18 protein-coding genes, 4 tRNA genes and 1 other RNA gene are annotated in these 22,736 nt (G+C 48.2%); 14 read left to right on the plus strand and 9 right to left on the minus strand.

The genetic code is table 11. The annotated features are described in order from the left end of the window. Positions 1-30: 30 nt before the first annotated feature. Both EML15_RS06360 and EML15_RS06365 read left to right on the plus strand, forming a co-directional pair. On the plus strand, positions 31-5,898 hold the full coding sequence (locus tag EML15_RS06360) for a hypothetical protein (protein ID WP_144274047.1): 5,868 nt from the start codon (positions 31-33) through the stop codon (positions 5,896-5,898). A 318-nt stretch (positions 5,899-6,216) separates the two neighbouring features. Beyond that, entirely contained in the window at positions 6,217-7,716 is a 1,500-nt protein-coding gene (locus EML15_RS06365) for a peptide MFS transporter (RefSeq protein WP_144274049.1), read from the plus strand. Here EML15_RS06365 and hisN read toward each other — a convergent pair. Continuing rightward, the gene (gene hisN, locus EML15_RS06370) at positions 7,713-8,510 is read right to left on the minus strand and encodes a histidinol-phosphatase (protein WP_144274051.1); all 798 of its coding nucleotides are present in this window, start codon (positions 8,508-8,510) and stop codon (positions 7,713-7,715) included. The two genes, EML15_RS06365 and hisN, sit on opposite strands and share 4 nt — an antisense overlap. Before the next feature lie 39 nt (positions 8,511-8,549). Then, on the minus strand, positions 8,550-9,413 hold the full coding sequence (locus EML15_RS06375) for an inositol monophosphatase family protein (protein WP_144274053.1): 864 nt from the start codon (positions 9,411-9,413) through the stop codon (positions 8,550-8,552). An 87-nt stretch (positions 9,414-9,500) separates the two neighbouring features. Between EML15_RS06375 and prfB the strand changes: the two genes are divergently transcribed. Next, complete coding sequence (gene prfB / locus EML15_RS06380; RefSeq protein WP_144274055.1) at positions 9,501-10,613, plus strand: peptide chain release factor 2; 1,113 nt, start codon at positions 9,501-9,503, stop codon at positions 10,611-10,613. A 7-nt stretch (positions 10,614-10,620) separates the two neighbouring features. Here the strand turns inward: prfB and EML15_RS06385 are convergent, their stop codons facing one another. Further along, positions 10,621-12,261 (minus strand): AbgT family transporter, encoded by a 1,641-nt coding sequence (locus EML15_RS06385; RefSeq protein WP_144274057.1) that lies wholly within the window; start codon positions 12,259-12,261, stop codon positions 10,621-10,623. 178 nt (positions 12,262-12,439) lie between these two features. Between EML15_RS06385 and ftsE the strand changes: the two genes are divergently transcribed. Genes ftsE through smpB form a run of 3 tightly spaced genes read left to right on the plus strand, consistent with a single transcriptional unit; the run spans position 12,440 to position 14,600 of the window. Continuing rightward, positions 12,440-13,129 carry a cell division ATP-binding protein FtsE gene (gene ftsE, locus EML15_RS06390; RefSeq protein ID WP_144274059.1) on the plus strand — a complete coding sequence of 230 codons (690 nt, stop codon included), beginning with the start codon at positions 12,440-12,442 and terminating at the stop codon, positions 13,127-13,129. 22 nt (positions 13,130-13,151) lie between these two features. After that, entirely contained in the window at positions 13,152-14,054 is a 903-nt protein-coding gene (ftsX, locus tag EML15_RS06395; protein ID WP_144274061.1) for a permease-like cell division protein FtsX, read from the plus strand. A 51-nt stretch (positions 14,055-14,105) separates the two neighbouring features. Continuing rightward, entirely contained in the window at positions 14,106-14,600 is a 495-nt protein-coding gene (gene smpB, locus EML15_RS06400) for an SsrA-binding protein SmpB (protein ID WP_144274063.1), read from the plus strand. Positions 14,601-14,654: 54 nt separating this feature from the next. Here the strand turns inward: smpB and EML15_RS06405 are convergent, their stop codons facing one another. Further along, complete coding sequence (locus EML15_RS06405) at positions 14,655-14,849, minus strand: PLDc N-terminal domain-containing protein (RefSeq protein ID WP_144274065.1); 195 nt, start codon at positions 14,847-14,849, stop codon at positions 14,655-14,657. A gap of 262 nt (positions 14,850-15,111) precedes the next feature. Between EML15_RS06405 and EML15_RS06410 the strand changes: the two genes are divergently transcribed. Beyond that, complete coding sequence (locus tag EML15_RS06410) at positions 15,112-15,213, plus strand: AURKAIP1/COX24 domain-containing protein (protein ID WP_003402602.1); 102 nt, start codon at positions 15,112-15,114, stop codon at positions 15,211-15,213. A 163-nt stretch (positions 15,214-15,376) separates the two neighbouring features. On the opposite strand, the gene ssrA is transcribed toward EML15_RS06410, so the two are convergent. Together ssrA and EML15_RS06420 are read right to left on the minus strand one after the other, a co-directional pair. Beyond that, positions 15,377-15,758: a transfer-messenger RNA gene (ssrA, locus tag EML15_RS06415) on the minus strand. A 46-nt stretch (positions 15,759-15,804) separates the two neighbouring features. Continuing rightward, entirely contained in the window at positions 15,805-15,945 is a 141-nt protein-coding gene (locus EML15_RS06420) for a hypothetical protein (RefSeq protein WP_185967193.1), read from the minus strand. Positions 15,946-16,103: 158 nt separating this feature from the next. On the opposite strand from EML15_RS06420, the gene EML15_RS06425 reads away from it, so the two are divergent. The 5 genes from EML15_RS06425 (at position 16,104) to EML15_RS06445 (ending at position 17,163) form a co-directional block, all read left to right on the plus strand. After that, positions 16,104-16,176: transfer RNA gene (locus EML15_RS06425), tRNA-Glu, on the plus strand. Between the two features lie 31 nt (positions 16,177-16,207). Continuing rightward, positions 16,208-16,281 (plus strand) — tRNA-Asp (locus EML15_RS06430). A 346-nt stretch (positions 16,282-16,627) separates the two neighbouring features. Next, positions 16,628-16,701 (plus strand) — tRNA-Asp (locus EML15_RS06435). 20 nt (positions 16,702-16,721) lie between these two features. Then, positions 16,722-16,794: transfer RNA gene (locus tag EML15_RS06440), tRNA-Phe, on the plus strand. Between the two features lie 78 nt (positions 16,795-16,872). Further along, the gene (locus EML15_RS06445; RefSeq protein WP_144274067.1) at positions 16,873-17,163 is read left to right on the plus strand and encodes a GNAT family N-acetyltransferase; all 291 of its coding nucleotides are present in this window, start codon (positions 16,873-16,875) and stop codon (positions 17,161-17,163) included. 37 nt (positions 17,164-17,200) lie between these two features. Here the strand turns inward: EML15_RS06445 and epsC are convergent, their stop codons facing one another. Next, complete coding sequence (gene epsC / locus EML15_RS06450) at positions 17,201-17,767, minus strand: serine O-acetyltransferase EpsC (protein WP_144274069.1); 567 nt, start codon at positions 17,765-17,767, stop codon at positions 17,201-17,203. 131 nt (positions 17,768-17,898) lie between these two features. Next, positions 17,899-18,834: a cysteine synthase A gene (gene cysK / locus EML15_RS06455; RefSeq protein WP_144274071.1), complete on the minus strand. Its 936-nt coding sequence runs from the start codon at positions 18,832-18,834 to the stop codon at positions 17,899-17,901. Between the two features lie 713 nt (positions 18,835-19,547). On the opposite strand from cysK, the gene ramA reads away from it, so the two are divergent. Beyond that, the gene (gene ramA / locus EML15_RS06460) at positions 19,548-20,390 is read left to right on the plus strand and encodes an acetate metabolism transcriptional regulator RamA (RefSeq protein WP_144274074.1); all 843 of its coding nucleotides are present in this window, start codon (positions 19,548-19,550) and stop codon (positions 20,388-20,390) included. Between the two features lie 74 nt (positions 20,391-20,464). On the opposite strand, the gene EML15_RS06465 is transcribed toward ramA, so the two are convergent. Further along, on the minus strand, positions 20,465-21,037 hold the full coding sequence (locus EML15_RS06465) for a cob(I)yrinic acid a,c-diamide adenosyltransferase (RefSeq protein WP_144274076.1): 573 nt from the start codon (positions 21,035-21,037) through the stop codon (positions 20,465-20,467). Between the two features lie 58 nt (positions 21,038-21,095). Between EML15_RS06465 and murA the strand changes: the two genes are divergently transcribed. Further along, entirely contained in the window at positions 21,096-22,352 is a 1,257-nt protein-coding gene (gene murA / locus EML15_RS06470; protein WP_144274078.1) for a UDP-N-acetylglucosamine 1-carboxyvinyltransferase, read from the plus strand. The last annotated feature ends 384 nt before the right edge of the window (positions 22,353-22,736 follow it).

A 22,736-nucleotide genomic window follows, 5' to 3' on the forward strand; every position in this document is an offset into this window, starting at 1 on the left:
TGTTTTCTTAAGGTTTTCTAAGGAGTGTTCATGGGGAAGAAACACTGGTTGCTGCGCCGGGTAGGTGCAGTGATTATGACTACTGGATTACTATCCAGTGGCATGTGGGGAGGTGCTAGTTCTGGTGTTGGTGTGCCTGTGGTGTGGGCTGCTGATGAAACAACAGCACCAGCGGCGGATACTGCTAGCCCGAAAAAGTTGCCTGGTAAACCTGGCGAGCCTGGTTCAGCTATTAAAAGCCTGACAGTGACAGCTGATCCTGATGAGAAGGATAAGGTTGTGTTGACTGTTGATTTCGCTTTCCCCGATGACGCAAAACCAGGGGATTATGTTGAATTCGGTGTGGGCATGAATGGTACGAGCTCGACAAAGGATGCTTTCCCTTTGATCTATGGTGATATAGAGCTGAAGGATCCGAACACGGGTAAAAATATTGCTGTCATCTCGGGTGGTGGTGACAATTACCGTGTGATGTTGCAACCAGAAGCTGAGGGGCTAGTGAATCGTACTGCACAATTCATAGAAACAGAATACACTCCTCAATCTGAATGTAACCGTGCCCCTGCTTCAATGCAATATACTGCGACTACAACTGATTCGCACGGAAATACACATAAGTGGGGTTTGTTCACCACAGAGGAACGCGATGGTGGAAAATGTAACCAAAACGTGAACCCTATACCCCGTGGTGTCATTGGTGGTGTGCCCATCCCACGTATGGCATGTAGTATATCCAGCAATGTCTTGAAGTATCTTGCTGGCACTAATAAGGACGCGACCCAGGGCGCTGGTCTGTACGGTTCGGCGACAGGTTATGTATATGTGACTCCGCCGATTGGTGATGTTGGCGGTGCGAACGAAACCTTCCAAGACATCTATGTGCGTGTACGTGTAGATGACGCACAAACACCCATGAAAATGACAGAACTCTCTGAGCTTCTAAAAGTAAAGACAGCAGAGGGTGGTTTCGTGGCACGTGGTGGTGGTTGGAAGCCTGGTGACCTAGACACGAAGTACCCTGAGGGTACTCCTGTACCGCCACAAGCATATGTGTATCCACCTGATTTTGATGTTGCTGGTGTGAAAGCGAAAGCACAACCAGGAACCAACGGACTAAGTGAGTCTTTTGATTGGAACAGTAAAACAATCACCCAACAAGACGCTACTGCTTTGGGTAAATTGTTTGCGGATGCTTATACTGCGTGGCAAGAAGCTCATAAGCCTGAGGTGATTGGATCTAATGATGATCCTGCAAATGGCACTGTGCATGTGGATTATAAGGTTCCTGGGTTGTATAAACCTGTGATCATGCAAAACGCCTGGGGAGAGCCTGTTGCATCATTAAAGAGTGATGAGGAGACTACGGATCTTGATGAGAATGGTAATGCTAGCGCTAATGCGGTAGCTGATGCACTTAGCAAATCCGCTTTATACTCAATTGGTGGTCTTGGTTCTGGTGTGTTTGCTCCGTATTCTGGTGCTGCGAAGTATGGCGCTATTCTGACGTATTCCACTGATCCTGTGAGTTATAAGGAAGGTGCTCACGTCGGTGGCGGTGCGCACTATGGTTCCTGCGGTACAGGAGATTCGATGAGGGGTATAATGCGGGAAGGTATTGCTGCGGGTGATCCGCTCCAAGCAAAACCTGTGCCTCGTGTGAGCGTGAGCAAGAGGGTCAATGGTGAGGGTGCGAATGAGGCTCCTGGTATTGCTGTTGCTGAAGGTAAAGAATTAGAGTTCAGTTTTATAATCCGTAACACGGGTAATACGGTGCTGAAAAACCTGAGACTTGCTGATGATAAGATCCCGGCAGACAAAATCACCTGTGGTAGCAATAGTCTTGACACTGTTGTGCTACAGCCTGATAAGACAGTGTTGTGTTCTGCAACATTGCCTGCTCTGAAACCTGGTGAGCAGCATACAAACCTTGCGACAGTAACAGCAACGCCTGTGGATAAGGATGGTAATCCTGTTGATGGTGGGGACGTTTCGTCACAGGATCCTGCGAATGCGCATGGTGCAGCCCCTGGTGTTGAACTTGTGAAGAAGATTAACGCTGTGGATGCTAATACTGCACAGGATGCTGTTGTGGTTGATGCGGACTCAGACATGAGTGTTATGTTTGAGGTGACTAATACTGGTGATATGCCGTTGAAGGATATTGTGGTCAGTGATGATGTGATTACTGATCCAAGTAAGATTACGTGTCCTGGTCGACCAGAGAAACTGAATCCTGGTGCGAAACTGATTTGTTATGCAACCCTGCCTGCACCTCAGGCTGGTGAGATGCATACGAATACGGGTATGGTGACTGCTACACCTGTTGATGAGGATGGTAATCCTGTGGGTGATACACCGTTAACGGATTCTGACCCAGCGAATGCTCGGGTACCGAAACCACGTGTTCCTGGTGTGAAAGTGGTGAAGTTGATTAATGGTGATGATGCGAATCGTGAGCCTGGTGTTGCTGTGAAACCTGGTGAGTCGTTGAACATCTCGTTTGAGGTGTCGAACACGGGTGAAACACCACTCAAAGATGTGACTGTGTCTGACGATAAGATTAAGAATGCTCAGGATATTGTGTGTGCGAATAAACCAGAGGTTCTTGCTCCTGGTGAGTCGTTTACGTGTACGGCAGTGTTGCCGGCACCAAGCTCTGGTGTCACGCATAAGGATACTGCGACCGTGACTGGTGTTCCGGTGGATGAGGAGGGTCATCCTGTGGGTGATACTCCTGTTAGGGATGATGATTCGGCGTTTGCGTGGTTGGATGAGCCATCAAAGGTGGAGAAACTCCCATCGATTAAAGTGATCAAGAAGATTGATGGTGATGATGCGAATGTGGCACCGGGTGTGAGGGTAGCCCCAGGTAGCGATATGAACATCTCGTTTGAGGTCACCAATGATGGTTCCGCAGCATTAGAGAACATTAATCTCACGGATAATGTGATCCCAGCGAAAGACATCACCTGTGAGGGTAAACCAGAGTCACTCAAGCCTGGTCAGTCGTTCACCTGCCAAGCTACGTTGAAGGCTCCTGTGTCTGGTGATCATGTGAATATCGCAACGGTTGAGGGTACGCCGGTTTATGGTGAGGGTGAGTTTGGTCCAACGTCGCCTGTGTCGGATGTTGATCCTGCGCGTGCGTGGGTGGATGAGCCTGTGTCGGCACGTAAGGTTCCTTCTGTGAAAGTCATGAAGAGTATTAATGGTGATGATGCGAATGCGTATCCTGGTGTGGGTGTAGCCCCTGGTAGTGATATGAACATCTCGTTTGAGGTATCGAATGATGGTGATGTGCCATTAGAGAATGTCACACTTACTGATAATGTGATCCCTGCGAAAGACATCACGTGTGCGGATAAACCAGAGTCACTTAAGCCTGGTGAGTCGTTTACGTGTTCTGCGTCGTTGAAGGCTCCTGTGTCTGGTAAGCATGTGAATATCGCGGCAGTAGAGGGCACACCTGTTTATGCCGATGGTGAGTCTGGTCCCACATCGCCTGTGTTGGATGTTGATCCTGCGCGTGCGTGGGTGGATGAGCCAGCGAGTGTGGTGAAGACTCCTGCTATTAGTGTGATCAAAAAGATTAATGGTGATGATGCGAATGTGTATCCTGGTGTGAAAGTTGGGCCAGGTAGTGACATGGACATCTCGTTTGAGGTGACCAATACTGGTTCCGCAACACTAGGCACCATCACGCTATCCGATAATGTGATCCCAGCAGACCAAATCACCTGTGACAATAAACCTGAGTCACTCAAGCCTGGCGAGTCGTTTACGTGTTCTGCGACACTCAAGGCACCAGCTACGGGTGATCATGTGAATATCGCAACGGTAGAAGGTACTCCAGTGTATGGTGAGGGTGAGTCTGGTCCGACAAGCCCTGTGTCTGATGATGATCCTGCGCGTGCGTGGGTGGATGAACCACAAAAAGAAGTGAAGAAGCCTTCTATTACTGTGGTGAAGAAGATTAACGACGAGGATGCGAACACGAAGCCTGGTGTGAAGGTTCAACCAGGTAGTGATATGGACGTTGTGTTTGAGGTGACCAATACTGGTTCCGCAACACTGGAAAACATTGCATTATCGGATAATGTGATTCCAGCAGACCAGATCACCTGTGAGAACAAGCCAGAGACTCTTGCTCCTGGCCAGTCGTTTACGTGTTCTGCGACACTCAAGGCTCCTGCTTCGGGTGATCATGTGAATATCGCCAGTGTTGAAGGCACCCCAGTGTACGGTGATGGTGAGACTGGTCCGGATGGGTCTGTGAAGGATTCTGATGAGGCGAATGCGTGGGTGGATGAACCACAGAAAGAAGTGAAGAAGCCTTCCATTCACGTCATGAAGAAGATTAACGACGATGATGCGAACAGTAAGCCTGGTGTGAAGGTTCAACCAGGTAGTGATATGGATATCGTGTTTGAGGTGACCAATACTGGTACCGCAACACTCGGTGACATTACTGTGTCGGATAATGTGATTCCAGCAGACCAGATTACGTGTGAGAACAAGCCTGAAACCCTCAAGCCTGGCCAGTCGTTCACCTGCCATGCGACACTTACAGCACCAAGTACGGGTGATCATGTGAATATCGCAACGGTTGAAGGTACCCCAGTGTACGGGGATGGTGAGACTGGTTCTGATCAGCCGGTTAAGGATGTTGATGAGGCGAATGCGTGGGTGGATGTTCCTGATGCAACTGTGATGAATCCGTCTATTACAGTGGTGAAGAAGATTAACGACGATGATGCGAACACGAAGCCTGGTGTGGGTGTGAAGCCAGGTAGTGACATGGACATTGTGTTTGAGGTATCGAATGATGGTGATGTGGCACTCGGTGACGTTGCATTGTCGGATAATGTGATCCCAGCGAAAGATATCATGTGTGAGGATAAGCCTGACACGTTGAATCCTGGTGAGAGTTTCACTTGCACTGCGACACTCAAGGCTCCTGCTACGGGTGATCATGTGAATATCGCAACGGTGGAGGGCACACCTGTGTACGGGGAGGGTGAGTCTGGTCCTGAGGGTCCAGTAAAGGATTCTGATGTTGCTCGTGCGTGGGTGGATGAGCCTGAGAAGGTGGTGAAGGTTCCTTCTATTACAGTCATTAAGAAGATTAATGGTGATGATGCGAATGCTAAGCCTGGTGTGAAAGTACAACCAGGTAGTGATATGGATATCGTGTTTGAGGTGACCAATACTGGTTCGGCAGTACTGGAAAGTATTGACCTTTCGGATAATGTGATTCCATCGGATCAGATTACGTGTGAGGATAAGCCTGAGGTACTCAAGCCTGGTGAGTCGTTCACCTGCCATGCGACACTCACAGCACCGGCCTCTGGTGATCATGTGAATATCGCTACCGCCCAGGCAACTCCTGTCTATGGTGATGGTGAGACTGGTTCTGATCAGTCGGTGTCGGATGTGGATGTGGCTCGTGCTGTGGTGGTGGAGCCTGACCAACCAGAACAACCAGAGCAGCCTGAGGAAGGCAAGCCTGCTAAACCTGCTAAGCCTGCTGAGTCTGAGGCAGACAAGCCTGCCAAGTCTGAGTCCAGTAAGCCTGCTGGGTCGTGTGGTGAGTCTGTGGGTGTTAAGCCTGTGTGTGATACACCAAGCGAACCTGAGTCCAGCAAACCTGCTGAGCCTGGCCAGTCTGGTGGTGTGATTGCTGGTGAGGTGGTGAAGCATTGCCAGAAACCAACCAACCCAACCAACCCTGCCCAGTCTGGCATCAACCCTGCTGAGTCTGGCGAGCCTGTGAAGGCTGAGCCTGCTGCGGATAAGACCGCTAAGACTACCGCTAAGGCTGGTGCTAAGACTAATACTGGTGGCAAGACTCAGAAGTCTGGTGTGCGAGTGACCACGGGTGGTCATCTAGCAGCTTAAAGCCTGCTTCTTAAACAGGCGTGTGTCCTGCACACGCATAGCACGTATAGTGTGGGCGCAGATGTGGGGTGGTGTAACAAAGCACCACCCCACTTTTCACATTCAATGCCATTTATAATTTCTTAGCCACAACGTCGAAAAGCCTGCATAGCATGATCAAGCAGTGCAGCGCACTCTGCGATTGTTCAGGCATCGCACAGTCCTCACCTCAGCAATCCTATTCCGGTGCTTCATCTGGACTCCTTCAATTGCCAACCCATATTTCTATTTTCCTATTGAATTTCCCATTCTTGCTGAGCACACCCTAAAATACTTATCATGTCCGATTCTTTATCTGCGCATAGCGCTCAACAAAGCGAGGAACCAACTGCAGTGGCAGACCGCGAGCATGGTTTCTTTGGTCACCCGTGGGGGTTGGCAAATCTTTCCGCCATCGAGATGTGGGAGCGATTCAGCTTCTACGGTATGCAAACATTAGTCGCATACTACATCTATTATTCGGTGTCCCAGGGGGGGCTAGGGTATAGCGAAACTGTCGCTACTTCTATCCTTGGTGCCTATGGTGGTTTGGTCTACCTTTTCGCTATTGCGGGTGCTTGGGTTTCTGACCGTGTGCTTGGTGCTGAGCGTACTCTTACTATTGCAGCGGTGCTTATCATGTGTGGTCACCTCACTCTTTCTTTCCTCCACAGTTTGCTTGGCGTGGGTATTGGTTTGGTGTTGATTGCCATTGGCTCTGGTGCGTTAAAGACTACTACCTCTGTGGTTATTGGTTCGCTTTATCGACGCAGTGATAGTCGTCGTGACGCTGCTTTCTCCTTCTACTATATGGGCATTAACATCGGTGCTTTGGTTGGACCAATTTTGACTGGTATTTTGTGGAAAACCAAGGGGTTCCACTGGGGTTTTGCGTTGGCGGCAATTGGTATGGCTCTCGGCTTGACCCAGTATCTGTTCTTCCGCAAGCGCACGCTCTCGACGACGTCCAAAGGCGCACCTAACCCTGCACCGAAGCAACAACTGCGTGTGGTTGCTATTTGTGTCGTGGTTGGTCTTATCGCGTTGATTGCAGTATGCGCTTTGGGTGTTGTGACTTTGGAGCGCTTGTCTAGCATTGTTACTGTCGTAACGTTGCTTGCTTCTTTGGTGCTCTTTACTGTGTTGATTCGTTCTCAGCAGTTGACTAAGGTGGAGCGTTCTCGCGTGTATGCGTTTATCCCTATGTTCTTTGCCTCAAGTGCTTTCTGGGCGTTGTTCCAGCAGCAGTTTACTTCTATTGCTGTTTTGGCTGATAAGCAACTTGATCGCCATATTTTTGGTATGGAGTTGCCGCCGTCGGTGGTGCAGTCGATTAACCCGATGTTTGTGATTATTTTCGCTGGTATTTTCTCAGTGGTGTGGTTGAAGTTGGGTGATCGTCAACCACCAGCACCAATGAAATTTGCTTTCGCTAATATCATCATGGGTATTGCGTTCTTGGTATTTATCCCATTTACTAATGGTCTTATCCCCATGTATGTGATTGTGGTTGTGTTCTTCCTCTTTACCATTGCGGAGTTGTTGCTTTCTCCACTGGGTATGTCGTTGGCTACTAAATTGGCGCCTCAAGCATTCAACTCGCAAATGGTTGCGTTGTTCTTCATGTCCATTTCGGTTGGTACTGCTGCTTCAGGCTGGTTGGCTGATTTCTACGTACCAGGTGATGCCGCGGCAACCAACAAGTATTTCCTCTTTGTCGGGGTTGCTTCTATTGTGTTGGGCATTATTTTGGCTGTGTTTACTAAACCAATCGTGAAACTCATGCAGGGTGTGCGCTAAGCCTCAGAGGATTCAGAGAGCAAAGAGCGTACCTGCTCATGTAAGTGCCCGTTAGTGGCCAGAGCATCACCACCATGAGGTCCTGGAATGCCGGCGAGAGAGCTAAAGCTCCCGCCGGCTTCTTCAACTAAAATTGCCAGTGCGGCAAGATCCCATAGCGATACTTCTGGTTCGGCAGCTATGTCGACGCTACCCTCAGCAACTAAACAATAAGACCAGAAGTCGCCAAAGCCGCGTAGCCGCCAGGTGTCATCGGAGAGTTTCTGAAAATTAGCTAATAGTTCGCGTTCTTTCCAACCGTCGAGTGAGGAAAAAGAAACCGAGGCATCACCAAGTTGGGTAACGCCAGAGACGTGAATGGGGTTTACTTTTCCATTGACACTGCGATATGCCCCGCCGCCTTGGGCTGCCCACCAGCGTCGATTCAACGCTGGGGCAGAAACCACACCTACCACAGGGTGACCGTCGACAAGCAAGGCGATAAGGGTAGCCCACACAGGTACTCCGCGCACATAGTTTTTTGTGCCGTCGATGGGGTCGATAACCCATTGCCGTCCGCTTAGCTGGGGCTGTCCGCCGAATTCCTCGCCCAGAATATGATCCTGCGGAAAATGCTCAGTAATGAGTGAACGCAGCAGCTGCTCGCACGCAATATCCGCATCAGAAACTGGAGTCATATCCGGTTTAGCTTCCACGCACAGGTCATTGGCATAGAACCGTTCATGAGTAAGCTCATCGGCACGTTGGGCAAGTTCTAATACAAAAGCTAATTCAGCAGCATAAGGGGTATTCATGCTTGTTTAGCCTAATTGCTTAGCTAGGGATGTGTCCATCTACTGCTGTTTTGCTTGTTCTATAATGCGCAACATTTCTGCTACCACCTGCTTATTGCCCGCAAGCGACCATTCAATGCCATTTACCCCAACCTGTTCTGCAGCACCGCCAGCGCCTTGGATAAGCGCAGCACCAGGCAACCAATCCCAGGCAGGAACACTATGCTGTGCCCATGCGCCGAGATTTCCTTGGGCGACTTGAGCTAAATCCACTGAGCCTGCCCCTAACATTCGCAGAGCAGCAAAGGATTCAGCCAATGCCTGCCACGGTTGCGCAATCTCTGGTTGGCTCAGGGCAGTAGGGTGGATGTAGGTCGCAAAAGAAATATCAGCACATGGTTGTTCGCTAAGCGACGCTACCTCTTTGCCGTTAAAAGTAGTAGGAATATCTGGACCGCCAAACCAGGTATAGCCCAGATCCGGGCGATGGACTGCACCAAAATGTAGGGCAGTGGGATGTGTTGGTTCGCCGTCGATAAGCGCGAGGGCACTGCACCAATAGTCGGATGCAGCAGCAAAATTGTAGGTGCCGTCGACAGGGTCAATAACCCAAGTTCGCCCAGAGGTGCTGGCTTTGGCGGTTCCTTCTTCGCCGAGAATGCCGTCGTTGGGGCGTAGTTGTTCTAACACAGAGGTAACAAATTGCTCGGCGGCACGATCGGCATTAGTTACAACATCGCTTATCGACGTTTTGTGTTCCACTGCCACTCCTTGTTCGCGCAGGCGCCACGCAAGACGAGCTGCATTAAACACTAATGCTTGGGCGAGGTGGGCGTCAGTATCATCTTGGTGCGAAATAACAAAGGTTTTGGCAAGGGCTGCGACAAAAGTTTCTAAATCTGGATGCGTTGCGTCGTTCGTCATACTTTCTATTGTGCAATATCGACAAAGATTCTGCTTTTCGTTAGGGCATATTTTGGCGAGCGGAAGTTCAAGGTAGAATGAACCACCATGCGACCGGAAACATCAGCCCAGATAACGAAACTCGACACAACCCTCGTCACTATTGAAAAAGTGCTTGATCCGCAACAGATGGCTGATCGGATTCGCGAGTTAGAAGCCCAAGCATCAGACCCATCACTGTGGGATGACCCCGACCATGCGCAACAAGTCACCACAGAGCTTTCTGCTGTCCAATCTTCCCTGAAGAAAATACGTGATATTCGTCAGCGTCTCGACGACCTTCCCATCATGTATGAATTAGCCGAAGAAGACACCTCAGACTCATCTGGGCTAGAACTGGCAGAGCAAGAATTAGCTGACCTTACCGCAGCAATTGATGCTTTAGAAGTAAAAACCATGCTCTCTGGCCCTTATGATGCTCGTGAGGCAGTGATCAACATTCGCTCAGGAGCTGGTGGTTCCGAAGCTGCTGACTGGGCAGAAATGCTGATGAGAATGTACACTCGCTGGGCAGAAAAGAATGGTCATGCAGTAGAAATCTATGATATTTCCTATGCGGAAGAAGCGGGCATTAAATCCGCCACTTTTGTGGTTCATGGCGAGTATATGTATGGCACGCTTTCTGTGGAACAAGGGGCACATCGGTTGGTACGCATCAGTCCCTTTGACAGCCAATCCCGACGCCATACTTCTTTTGCCGAGGTAGAAGTATTGCCGGTGGTGGAGCAAACAGATCACATTGACATTCCAGATTCTGATATTCGTGTTGATGTGTTCCGTTCTTCCGGACCAGGTGGACAGTCAGTAAATACCACAGACTCAGCAGTGCGCATCACGCACATTCCCACAAATATCGTGGTGACCTGTCAGAATGAGAAATCGCAAATCCAGAACCGGGCGTCGGCAATGCGCGTGCTCCAAGCAAAATTATTAGAGCGCAAGCGCCAAGAAGAAAAGAATGAATTAGAAGCTCTTGGCGCTGGCGGCAATGCCTCCTGGGGTAACCAAATGCGCTCTTATGTATTGCACCCATATCAGATGGTGAAGGATCTGCGCACAAACTATGAAGTCAATGACCCCGGAAAAGTTCTCGACGGGGACATTGACAAGTTCCTTGAAGCTGGTATTAGGTGGCGCATTGCCCAAAACCAAGCTGATTAATCGCTGATCAAGCAGGGTAAGTGTATGGCGTACCAGGTCCAAGTGGTAATCCGAGGAAATACCACAGGATAAAGAATAAGAACCAGCTAATGAGCATGGACAGTGAGTAAGGCAGCGCTAGCGAAAATAGCGTACCGACACCAGCCTTTTTGTAATAGCGCTGTAGGAAAATGAGCGCCAACGCAAACGAAGGGCTCATCGGAGTAATGATGTTGGTGGTGGAATCACCGATACGGAAAATCATCTGAGATACCTCCGGGCTGACGCCAATATACATCATCATCGGTACCACAATAGGAGCCATAAGCGACCACTGAGCCGAGCCAGAGGTAATGAGCAGGTTGAGCAAGGCAACCATGAGAACCAACAAGGTAAAGGTGACAACAAGTGGCAAGTGCCATTTCTGCAACAATTCTGCGCCTTTAATTGCCAACCACACCCCAAGATTTGACCACTTAAACCAAGCAAGGAATTGAGATAACACCAAGAACAGGCCAATCAGCGGCAGCAAAGGTGCTAGTCCCTTGGCAATAAAATTAGGGACATCGGCAGATTCAGTGATTGTCTTTGCCGCAAGACCATACACAGTACCCAGGATGAAAAATCCTGCAGTAATAGGCACTGCAATGGCGCGGATCAATGGGCCTTCGAGTGGGCCTTCTGGGCTGTAGAGCGGGGAGAATGGCGCAAATAGTGCTGCGAAATAGCACGCAATGTAGATGGCGGCAGCTATGCCTGTTACTTTTAAGGCTTTTACTTCTTGTGGTTTAAGGCTGAGATCTTTTTCCGATACTGCACCGGAGTCAGCGCCAGTACCAGTGCTGGTATCAGAGTCAGAAGGCGCGGCTGAATCTTCGGAGTTCGCAAAAGACAATTCCGAAAAATCAATAGCACTGTGGTCGATAATACTGTGTGCTTTGCGTTCCATATATAGCTCTGTCACTGCGGTAATAATCAAGGAGAGCAAAATAGTAGAAGCGATGACGAAGAAATAGTTTGCCAGTGGCGATACCTCGTAGGATTCATCAACAATATGTGCCGCTGAAGTTGAAATACCTCCCAGGAGCACATCGGTGATGTTGAGAATCAAACTTGCGTTGAATCCGGCAGAAGAAGCCGCAAAAGCAACGATCGCCCCCACGATGGGTGAGCGCCCCAGGGCGCGGAAACTAATAGCGCCAATGGGAATGAGAATGACATAGATGGCGTCGGAAGCAATGGAGCCAGTGACGCCAGCAAGGGAGAGCATAAAGGTAATGGTGCGTGCCCCTACGCGAGCCACCATGACCCGAATAAGCGCAGAAATAAGCCCTGAATGTTCTGCTACTGCGACGCCAAACATCACGGTAATAATCACGCCTAGTGGTGGAAAAGTCGTGAAGTTATTGATTGCCTCACTAAACATCTGCTGTATCCCTTGCTTGGTGAGCAGATTAGTGACGTAGATTGTTTCCCCAGTTTGTGGATCTTGTGCGTGGAGTCCCAAAGCGGAACCAATCCAGCTGCCTACTGCTACCATCACGGCAAAGAACATAAAGAGCCATAATGGTGCAGGTAGTTTATTGCCTAGTCGTTCAAGTTTAGCTAGGAACCCGCCGCTGCGCGTAGCGTCGGGTGAGTGCTCTACAGGAGTGGCCTGAGCATTCATAGGAGATTCCTCCGCGTTAAGGTCAATGAGATATGAATGTAGCAATGCCAGCATGATTGCACGCAAAAGCGTCGAATGCTGTTGGCATGACAATAGCACTAGAAATATCTATAGGTAAATAAATACTCATGATGCACTGGGCTGTATGGAATTTGCGGAGTTTGCTAAGGTGTAGTTCGTGATTACCTTTGACAACGTCACCAAGCTATATAAGACTTCTACGCGCCCAGCTCTCGACAACATCTCTCTTGAGATAGACAGCGGAGAGTTTGTTTTCTTGATCGGTCCTTCTGGTTCTGGAAAATCAACCTTCTTACAATTAATGATTAGAGAAACTAATCTCACCAGCGGTGACATTTATTTTTCTGATACCCATGTGAATAAATTACGTGGTAACCAGATCAATAAGCTACGGCAAAACATTGGTTATGTGTTCCAGGACTTCCGTCTCCTACAGCAAAAAACAGTCTATGACAACGTAGCTTTTGCACTAGAAGTGATCGGCACCAAGAAAAAAGATATTGCGCAGCGCGTACCCGAGATGCTAGAGATGGTGGGTCTTGCGGCTAAAGCAAACCGTATGCCACAGGAGCTTTCTGGTGGTGAGCAGCAGCGAGTGGCAATTGCACGTGCTACGGTAAACCGCCCTATTCTTCTGCTTGCCGACGAACCAACAGGCAACCTTGACCCAGATACTTCAGACGACATTATGACCTTGCTTGCCAACATCAATAGCGCTGGTACAACAGTTATTATGTCGACGCATAATGCTCGGGCGGTCAATGATATGCGTAGGCGAGTCATCGAGTTGAATCTCGGTAAACTGGTGCGCGACGACGCTCATGGCGTCTACGGCGAGGCACAATAAGGAACAAAGGGAGTAAAAAATAATGAGTTTTTCTTATGTGACTCGTGAGGCTTTCCGTGGTCTAGGAAAAAATATCACCATGACCATTGCGCTTGTGATTACCACAGCAATCTCGCTAGCGCTGCTGGCAACAGGAGTGTTGGTGACCAATATGACTGCAAAAACAAAAGATATCTACCTCGACAGGGTAGAGGTCATGGTGCAGTTCAATGAAGAAGTTTCTGCCCAGGACCCTGATTGTTCTTCCCCGCAGTGCCGAGAGGTAAAAGATAAGCTGGAACAAGAATCAGGAATTGAATCTATCGAGTATCGTTCTCGTGCTCAATCCTATGAGCGTTTCGTGCAGGTATTTGAGAATTCTGATCCTTTGCTTGTGCAAGAGACATCACCAGATGCACTACCAGCTGCATTGCACGTACGCTTATCGGATCCTCTTGATACCACCCCGCTTGATGTTATTCGTCAGCTCCCACAGGTGAGTTCAGTTGTGGATCAGGTTGATGATTTGCGTGGAGCTACTGAGAATCTTGATTCAATCCGTAACGCTACTTTCTTATGCGCGGGTATTCAGGCATTAGCCGCGATATTCCTTATTGCAAATATGGTGCAGTTGGCTGCTTTTAATCGTCGGGAAGAAATCTCTATCATGCGCATGGTTGGTGCCTCGCGCTGGTACACCCAGGCTCCTTTTGTGCTCGAAGCAGTGATAGCGGCAATTTTTGGTTCAATTCTTGCTGGTGTATCTATTTTCGCTGGAAAAGTTTGGGTTATTGATAAGACATTGCATGGTCTTTACGAGGCTCAATTGCTTGCCCCAATAACTATGAATGACATCTGGCTAGTCCTGCCAATTGTAGCGGCGATCGGTATTGTCTTTGCTGCGATTACTGCGCAAGCTACCTTGCGTTGGTACGTCCGCAAGTAGGTTTTGTTGGTTTTTCTTTAGCCGCATAAAGAATTAGCATGGTAAAGCATTATGGCTAAGAAAAAAGATAAGAAGAAAAATAATAACCCTGTGATTGCCACCAATCGCAGGGCACGGCATGATTACACAATTTTAGATACCTATGAGTGTGGTGTGGTTTTAGTCGGTACCGAGGTAAAGGCACTGCGTGAGGGCAAAGTGTCGATTGTGGATTCCTTTGCCAGCATTGACGAGGGGGAAGTGTGGTTACGCAATCTCAACATTCCGCTTTATTCGCGAGGGCATTGGACTAATCACAACCCTATGCGTACCCGAAAGCTCTTGTTACATCGTCGAGAGATTGATTCGCTTTTAGGAAAGGTTCGCGATGGTGGGAAAACCCTGGTGCCCCTGTCGCTGTATTTTAAGGATGGGCGCTTGAAAGTAGAATTAGCGCTTGCTCAGGGTAAGCAAGACTATGATAAGCGGCAAGCAATCAAACGTCGCACTGAAGAGCGCGAGATCGTACGTGACCTGGGGCGTCGCGTAAAAGGTATTGCAGGCTAAAACATAGCAAGAGGCGTCGTAGAGCATTGTGCTTTACGACGCCTCTGCCATACATTACTGAGTGTTTTTGTCGGCACCATCCCACATGAAAAATGCAACAGGACCCATGAGTGGGGCAATGAGAATGACGATAGCCCACAATGCAGTTTCTGAGGTCGTGAGTTGTTTACGCAAGAGTGAGAGAAGCGCAATGATGGGGATAACAATGAGAATAATGAACGATATGGCTGCGAGAATGAGATTCAACATAACTTCGAGTATATATTTCTGTTTTTTTTTTCAATTTTTAACTGTTTTTCAACACGTAAGTGTGAGGTATTTGGTTCCCTGAGAGCACTATGGGTAGACTATTAAAGTTCGTGTCAGCTCATGTTCGGAATCTCATGCGTGGCTTTGTAACACATGGGGAGTGAGCATAAGGCTTGCCCTGGCGTAGAGGCGGCATGGTTGTGCTGACACTGAAAAAAAGGGAAGCACTGTACAACCTATTGATTGAAACGAGGAAGCCTGTATGGGTTCTGTCATTAAGAAACGCCGTAAGCGTATGTCTAAGAAGAAGCACCGTAAACTATTGCGTCGTACCCGTGTGCAACGACGTAAACTCGGTAAGTAAGACGCGTTTGCCAGCTCATGTAATACGTTTGTGTTGCATGAGCTTTTCTTTTTTCTTGAAGTGTGGTTGTGGTCGTGGTGGGAAAGATGTGGGCACCGAGTATCTTTTACCGAAATCTATAGATATAAAAATCCCTCTCTAGCTGTGATAACCAGAGAGGGTTTTGTGGAGTCGCCGGGGATTGAACCCGGGTCCTGCGCCACCTTGCCAGGGCTTCTCCGTGCGCAGTTCGCGCGGAATCTTTACTTGACTTTCTGGATGGGACGAACTCCTCCAGATGATAAGCCCAGTTATCAGTGTGCGTCCCACATAGCCCTAATAACACAACTATGCGGCAAGTTCCTTAGTCGATGCCAGATTCTAGATCAGGAACGAAATCTAGGCTGACAGACACGCGTCGCTGAAATTAGGCAGCGAGGGCGTAGTCACGCTGAGAGTTTTTCTCTGCGTTTATTTTAGTTGCTACGACGCTTACGGTGGTCTCTAGCCTGCACCGGCACGCTTCCCCTGGCGCAATGTACACAGTCGAAACCAAAATCGACCCCAAGATAACCACGAGATTCGAGGTTATATGTACGAGCTATGTGGTTCCTAGGGAATAAGAAAACCAATAGCCTTAGTGAGATTACTCTCTGAAGATGTTTTTGTAAAGTATGCTCCAGCATTGCCGACAAGATTCAGTTGAGTAAGTTGAGAAAGCTGATCAGGCTGAGAAGAATTAGTGCTGTGCATTTTGGGCAAGGGTATGCATTCCGCCGCATAGAGAGTGCATAGAGAGTACACAGTGAATAAGTGAAAACATGGTTTGAGCATTGATTTTGTGTTATTGGAAAGTTCAAGTATAGTACAACACAGCGTAGACAGCTGGTTATAGTGTGTCTATGGTTCTAGCTCCCATCGTCTAGAGGCCTAGGACTCCGCCCTTTCACGGCGGCAACACGGGTTCGAATCCCGTTGGGAGTACAACTACCACTTGGTAGCTATAACAAAATAAGGCCCTGTGGCGCAGTTGGTTAGCGCGCCGCCCTGTCACGGCGGAGGTCGCGGGTTCAAGCCCCGTCAGGGTCGCTTGTGTGAAAGCCCTGTTATCCTGTATACGTTCAGGATAGCAGGGTGTTTTGCTGTGTAGACGTCGTTAAGCGGTTAAGGTTTCTGGAGTGTTTGTTTTATAGCTCGTCGTTAAAGACAAGGGACGGGAAACATGGGGGCATGGAGAGTAGGCAAGCCGGAGTGATGGTGTGTTATCGAAGCAAAAGCTGTTGGAGTCATCAGTAAGCAGAGATGCTAGAGTGCTTCTACCAGCAGACTTGCTAAATAAAAAGCATTCTGTGTAATGTATCAACTCGTGCAAAGATATGTTGTATTCAATGCTCTTTGTGCGTATGTGTAGTGATTCTTAAGAATTATTCGCATTGGCCCTGTGGCGCAGTTGGTTAGCGCGCCGCCCTGTCACGGCGGAGGTCGCGGGTTCAAGCCCCGTCAGGGTCGCTGGCTATTTTTTAGCCTGTGGCGCGGTAGCTCAGTCGGTAGAGCGTCCGCCTGAAAAGTGGAAGGTCACCGGTTCGATCCCGGTCCGTGCCACATAGATAAAACGGTACTTCTTATGAAGTACCGTTTTTTTCTAAAAGAATCTTTGCTTAAAGCCTAAGATAAATATGTATGAGTATCCATACTGCTGTGCATGAATCCAAATCTCGCTTTGAGATTTTCGTTGATGATACCTTAGCGGGCTATGCCACTTTTCTTGAAGACGAACAGCGTAAAACACGCAATTTTAATCACACTCTCGTCAAAGAAAAATATCAGGGGCAAGGTTTATCAAAACCACTTATCCGTTTTGCGCTAGACCACACCCGTGCCGATGGATATGGTGTCATCGCTACTTGTTCTGCCGTAGCAGCCTTTATACAGAAGAATCCTGAGTATCAGGATTTACTGGTGCAGCACTAGCACAAACTAGGTAGGCGTCGAAAAGCCTAGATACAACCTAGATATAGTAGTCTGGGTCCACCAGCTTGATTTTTTCTTCCTTCTTGCGTGGTCGATAGCTTGCAGGAATACCTACAGCGATACTCTCCGCCGGAACGTCCTTTGTGACTACGGCATTGGCGCCAATGGCTGAGCCTTTTCCAATCCGAATAGGACCTAAAATTTTTGCGCCTGCCCCGATGGTGACATCATCTTCTATAGTGGGGTGGCGTTTTGTTTGGGTTAAGACCTGACCGCCCAGGGTGACACCGTGGTAGAGCATGACTCCGTCGCCGATTTCTGCGGTTTCGCCGATCACGATACCCATGCCATGATCAATAAAAAAGCGTCTGCCAATAGTGGCACCAGGGTGGATTTCGACTCCGGTGAGAAACCGCGTGAATTGCGCTAGTAGGCGTGCAATGCCTTTGTGCCCACGTATCCAGAGCCAATGCGAGATTCTATGCGACCAAATCGCGTGCAGCCCAGAATAAACGATGGCATTTTCTATATCACTACGCGCGGCAGGGTCATGCTCGCGCGCATTTTTTAGATCTTCACGGATTCTGTCAATAATTTTGTTCATAGGAAAAGACCCTAGCAGGTTTATGCGCTTGACGACGTTGTCTCTGGTTGTGTACTGGCATATAAAAAGCGTGCGCCGTGACATGGTGTTTCATGCAGATCAGGCACACGCTTTATGGAGAAAAAGAGAGTTTAACTGCGAATATCCTCGTAAAGGATGGTGGAGATGTAGCGCTCACCGAAGTCTGGAATAACGGTAACGATGGTCTTACCAGCAAACTCAGGGCGTGCTGCTAATTCAAGAGCCGCTTTCACATTGGCGCCAGCTGAGATGCCGCCCAAGATGCCTTCCTTTACGCCTAGGCTGCGAGAGGTTGCTACTGCGTCTTCATTAGAAACAGTGAGCACTTCTTCGTAGATTTTCTGGTTGAGCACCTCTGGAATGAAGTTTGCACCTAAGCCTTGAATCTTGTGTGGTCCTGCTTTTCCAGTGTTGAGCAGTGGAGATGCCTCTGGTTCTACGGCAAAAACCTTGATGTCTGGGTTGTGCTTTTTGAGGGTTTCGCCGGTGCCAGTAATGGTGCCGCCGGTGCCGATTCCTGCAACGAATACGTCAATGTTGCCGTCGGTATCTGCCCAGATTTCTTCGCCAGTTGTGTTGCGGTGTACTTCAGGGTTTGCTGGATGTGCGAATTGGCGAGCTAAAATTGCACCTTCGCGTTGGGCAACAATTTCATGTGCCTTATCCACAGCGCCTTGCATACCGGCTGCGCCTGGAGTGAGGATAATTTCTGCGCCATAAGCACGTAAGATGACGCGACGTTCCACGGACATTGTTTCTGGCATGGTTAGCACTACGTTGTATCCGCGGGCTGCACCAACTAAGGCTAAGGCAATACCGGTATTTCCCGAGGTGGCTTCGACGATGGTGCCACCTGCTTTGAGTTCTCCAGCGGCTTCAGCGGCGTCGATAATCGCTTTTCCGATGCGATCTTTTACTGAGTTTGCTGGGTTAAAGAATTCAACTTTGGCAAGCACTGTTGCGCCAAGCCCCTCGGTTAGGTTGTTGAGACGCACAAGTGGGGTATTGCCAATAGTGTCTAGGATACTGTCATAAATTTTAGCCATTGGTTCTCCTTAGAGTTCTTAAAGTTGCTGAGAGAATTTATTGGGCGCATGACTACTGATTTTTCTTTTATACTCGCTTCGCTTTTTGAGTGGGAAACTAGAAAAATCATCATGCTCTGTCTGTTATAGTACACAGCCTCAGTAAATAAATCTAGACAGAACTGTCTTTACTTGTGGAACGGTCTGTCTAATTTTGGTAATGAGGGATAATCAGGGAGATGGCTTGTTAAGATTTTTTATAATTTATGCAGATAAAAAGATAAATAATGAATAGAAATAACTAGAAAAAGTTAGCACCGTGTGTCCCATAAATCTTTAATGCTTCGAGGCCGTCATGTCCGTTTTGTGGCTTTTGTGGGGGTAGGTGTATTTGTAGGTGCAAAGGGGGGATGATAAGTCGTGGCATATTTGTTTTCTACGGGGAATTTTTGTCTATGCCTGAAATAAAAAACCCATATAGCAGGATATTTGTCTAGCTTGTTCTCCTATAAACTTGTATGGATTATGTTCGGATCAGTCTGAAACCTGTTATTTTGTGGTGAAAAATGGAGGGGGATAGGGTGTGAAAAATTGTCATTTTTTTGATCAGATCATGCATTGAATGTGGGATTAGTAATGCATAGCATGGTTTTGCATACCCCCGCGCTAAAGCTATACTTTCGACAGGATGTTTTGCATACCCCAAAAGGGGTACATTTTCAGGAGGAACATTAATGGAAATGCAGCGGCTAAAAGAGGATGATGAAGCTATACGCTCTGCTTTGACTTCGCTCAAAACCTCTACAGGTATTCCAGTCACAATGTATGCAGCGGTAATACCTGATAATCGCTTGCAAATAGGGCAGTGGGTTGGTTTGCGAACCCCAGCACTACAAAACCTCGTTATTGATAGCAATGTTGGTGTTGGTGGTCGTGCATTGAGCACTCGTCGCCCCATTGGAGTAAGTGACTATACTCGCGCAAACAGCATTTCTCATGAACTTGATTCGGTTATCCAGGATGAAGGCCTGCATTCAGTTGTTGCAGTACCTGTTATTGTTAATCGAGAAGTAAAAGGTATTCTCTACGTCGGCGTGCATTCCCCAGTGCGCCTTGGTGATAAGATCATCGAAGAAGTCACTATGACGGCACGTGTTTTGGAACAAGAGTTTGCCATTAACGCTGCTGCTCGACGCAGTGATGGATTGCGTCCTGGCATGAATAAACAAGGTCGCATCATGAATGGTGCTGAGTGGGAGCAAGTACGCTCTACTCACTCCAAGCTAAGAATGCTGGCAAATCGCATTGAACAAGAAGAATTGCGCGCAGAGCTAGAAGAGCTATGCGATCAAATGGTAGCGCCGGTACGAGTGAAGCAAACTACTAAACTTTCCGCTCGTGAACTTGATGTTCTCTCTTGCGTTGCACTGGGGCACACTAATGTCGAGGCGGCAGAAGAAATGGGCATTGGTGCAGAAACCGTAAAGAGCTATTTGCGCTCGGTTATGCGTAAACTTGGTGCACACACTCGTTATGAGGCTGTGAACGCAGCTCGTCGGATTGGTGCTTTGCCTTGATATGTGAATACGTGTGTTTTCTTATGAAGAAAACATCACAGTGATTATGTAGCGATTATGTAGCACATGGGTATCTAGCGATTACCGCCGGGTACCCATTTTACGTCTTTGCCTTCATTGGCTGTACGGCAGAGGATAAACAGGAGATCGCTTAACCGATTAAGGTACTGGGCTACTAACTTATTTGTGGTCTTTGGATGTTCTATTATCGCAGCCCATGCGCTGCGTTCTGCTCTTCGGGCAATCGTACGTGCCAGATGTAGATATGCAGCTAGTTCAGTGCCGCCAGGCAGGATAAAAGAATCAAGTTTGCTTAAGTGCTCATTAAATTCATCGCAGTCTTGTTCTAAGCGATCGATATAATCCTGAGTGATTCTTAGCGGTTCATAGCCCAAGTTCTCTTGTATGGGGGTGGATAAATCTGCCCCGGCGTCGAAAAGCTCATTCTGGATTCTCTTAAGCAATGCAGCTATCTTTTTTTCAGGATGACCTGCAGCTAATGCAATCCCAAGCGCTGCGTTCAATTCATCGCAATCAGCGTATGCCGCAAGCCGTACATCGTTTTTGCTAACTCTGGAGAAATCGGACAAGTTCGTGTGTCCATCATCGCCAGTGCGGGTATAGATTTTTGTTAAATGAATAGCCATGACCTCTACCGTAGTTGCTTATCGACGTTCAGGGTAGGACTTCGGTAGGCTAGGGGGAGTGAGTGATCGTTTTCTTGTAACAGGTGGAGCTCGGCTTCGAGGTTCTGTGCACGTCAGTGGTGCAAAAAATAGTGTGCTTAAGCTGATGGCTGCATCGCTATTGGCTGAGGGAACTACAACATTAACTAATTGTCCAGAAATTCTTGATGTGCCGTATATGAAGCGCGTATTAGAAGGACTGGGTTGTAGCGTTGAATTAGAAGGCTCGACGGTGCGTATTACTACGCCCGCAGTGTTATCGCCCAATGCTGATTTTGATGCAGTGCGTCAATTTCGTGCATCCGTATGTGTGTTAGGTCCGTTGACTGCTCGTTGCGGGCAAGCTGTTGTGGCTTTACCAGGTGGTGATGCCATTGGATCCCGTCCGCTTGATATGCACCAGTCCGGATTAGAAAAACTCGGTGCAAAAACACGCATTAGTCATGGTGCAGTGGTTTCTGAAGCTCAAGAACTCGTCGGCGCAGAAATTAGCCTTGATTTCCCTAGTGTTGGTGCTACGGAGAATATCCTGACTGCTGCGGTATTGGCTAAAGGTCGAACCGTTTTGGATAATGCAGCGCGTGAGCCAGAAATTGTTGATTTGTGCACCATGCTCAAAGAAATGGGGGCGCAAATTGAAGGTGAGGGCACTTCGACGATCACTATTGATGGTGTCTCTGAGCTAACGCCTACTACCCATGAAGTAATCGGCGATAGAATTGTGGCAGGAACCTGGGCATATGCTGCAGCGATGACTCAAGGGGATATTACCGTTGGCGGTATTGCGCCACGCTATTTGCATCTGCCGTTAGAAAAGCTAAAAGTTGCTGGTGCTGAAGTTGAAACCTATGAATCTGGGTTTAGAGTCCGTATGAATTCCCGCCCAATGGCAGTGGACTATCAAACTCTTCCGTTTCCTGGCTACCCTACAGATTTACAGCCGATGGCCATTGGTATTTCTGCAATTGCCGAGGGAACCTCCGTGATCACAGAAAATATCTTTGAGGCTCGTTTCCGTTTCGTGGATGAAATGACCAGGCTGGGCGCTGATGCTACTGTCGACGGACATCATGTGGTGTTGCGTGGTGTAGAAACATTGTCCTCGACGCCTGTATGGAGTTCTGATATTCGTGCTGGAGTTGGTTTAGTGCTAGCTGGATTGTGTGCAGATGGCATTACTGAGGTTCATGATGTGTTCCACATTGACCGCGGTTATCCTAATTTTGTGGAAAATATGCAAAAACTCGGCGCAACAATTGAAAGAGTAAGCTCCTAAAAACCTGTTGTGTGCTGTGTGTTTGACAGTGGTGGGGTGTTGTTTGTATTGTTTATTTTCGCTGCTGTTGAGTGCTGGCTTCTTTGTTGGGGGTTGGTGTTTGGTGGTGGGTGTTGTTTGAGAACTCGATAGTGTACTGATAGTGATCATTTTTTGATGGTTGATTAACATTGTTTTTTTGTGGGGAGTGTTTTTGTCTCGTCGATGGGATGCTCTTCATTGTTTTTTGGTGGATTGATTGATTGCGCTGTGTGACGTATGACTTGGTTGTGTGTTGTGTGGTGTGGTTGGTTGGTTTGCTGGTTTTTGTTTTTTGTTGGGTATTGGGCTTTTCACGGCCTGTGCTTGCTTACTTTTTTGTTTGTGAGTGTTTTTGTGGAGAGT

The organism is Corynebacterium sp. sy017, from assembly GCF_017918135.1.
GTDB lineage: Bacteria > Actinomycetota > Actinomycetes > Mycobacteriales > Mycobacteriaceae > Corynebacterium.

Coding starts and splice junctions, on each gene's coding strand:
- EML15_RS06360 (WP_144274047.1), top strand. CDS start 31: ATGGGGAAGAAACACTGGTTGCTGCGCCGGGTAGGTGCAGTGATTATG.
- EML15_RS06365 (WP_144274049.1), top strand. CDS start 6,217: ATGTCCGATTCTTTATCTGCGCATAGCGCTCAACAAAGCGAGGAACCA.
- hisN (WP_144274051.1), bottom strand. CDS start 8,510: ATGAATACCCCTTATGCTGCTGAATTAGCTTTTGTATTAGAACTTGCC.
- EML15_RS06375 (WP_144274053.1), bottom strand. CDS start 9,413: ATGACGAACGACGCAACGCATCCAGATTTAGAAACTTTTGTCGCAGCC.
- prfB (WP_144274055.1), top strand. CDS start 9,501: ATGCGACCGGAAACATCAGCCCAGATAACGAAACTCGACACAACCCTC.
- EML15_RS06385 (WP_144274057.1), bottom strand. CDS start 12,261: ATGAATGCTCAGGCCACTCCTGTAGAGCACTCACCCGACGCTACGCGC.
- ftsX (WP_144274061.1), top strand. CDS start 13,152: ATGAGTTTTTCTTATGTGACTCGTGAGGCTTTCCGTGGTCTAGGAAAA.
- smpB (WP_144274063.1), top strand. CDS start 14,106: ATGGCTAAGAAAAAAGATAAGAAGAAAAATAATAACCCTGTGATTGCC.
- EML15_RS06405 (WP_144274065.1), bottom strand. CDS start 14,849: ATGTTGAATCTCATTCTCGCAGCCATATCGTTCATTATTCTCATTGTT.
- EML15_RS06410 (WP_003402602.1), top strand. CDS start 15,112: ATGGGTTCTGTCATTAAGAAACGCCGTAAGCGTATGTCTAAGAAGAAG.
- EML15_RS06420 (WP_185967193.1), bottom strand. CDS start 15,945: ATGCACAGCACTAATTCTTCTCAGCCTGATCAGCTTTCTCAACTTACT.
- EML15_RS06445 (WP_144274067.1), top strand. CDS start 16,873: ATGAGTATCCATACTGCTGTGCATGAATCCAAATCTCGCTTTGAGATT.
- epsC (WP_144274069.1), bottom strand. CDS start 17,767: ATGAACAAAATTATTGACAGAATCCGTGAAGATCTAAAAAATGCGCGC.
- cysK (WP_144274071.1), bottom strand. CDS start 18,834: ATGGCTAAAATTTATGACAGTATCCTAGACACTATTGGCAATACCCCA.
- ramA (WP_144274074.1), top strand. CDS start 19,548: ATGGAAATGCAGCGGCTAAAAGAGGATGATGAAGCTATACGCTCTGCT.
- EML15_RS06465 (WP_144274076.1), bottom strand. CDS start 21,037: ATGGCTATTCATTTAACAAAAATCTATACCCGCACTGGCGATGATGGA.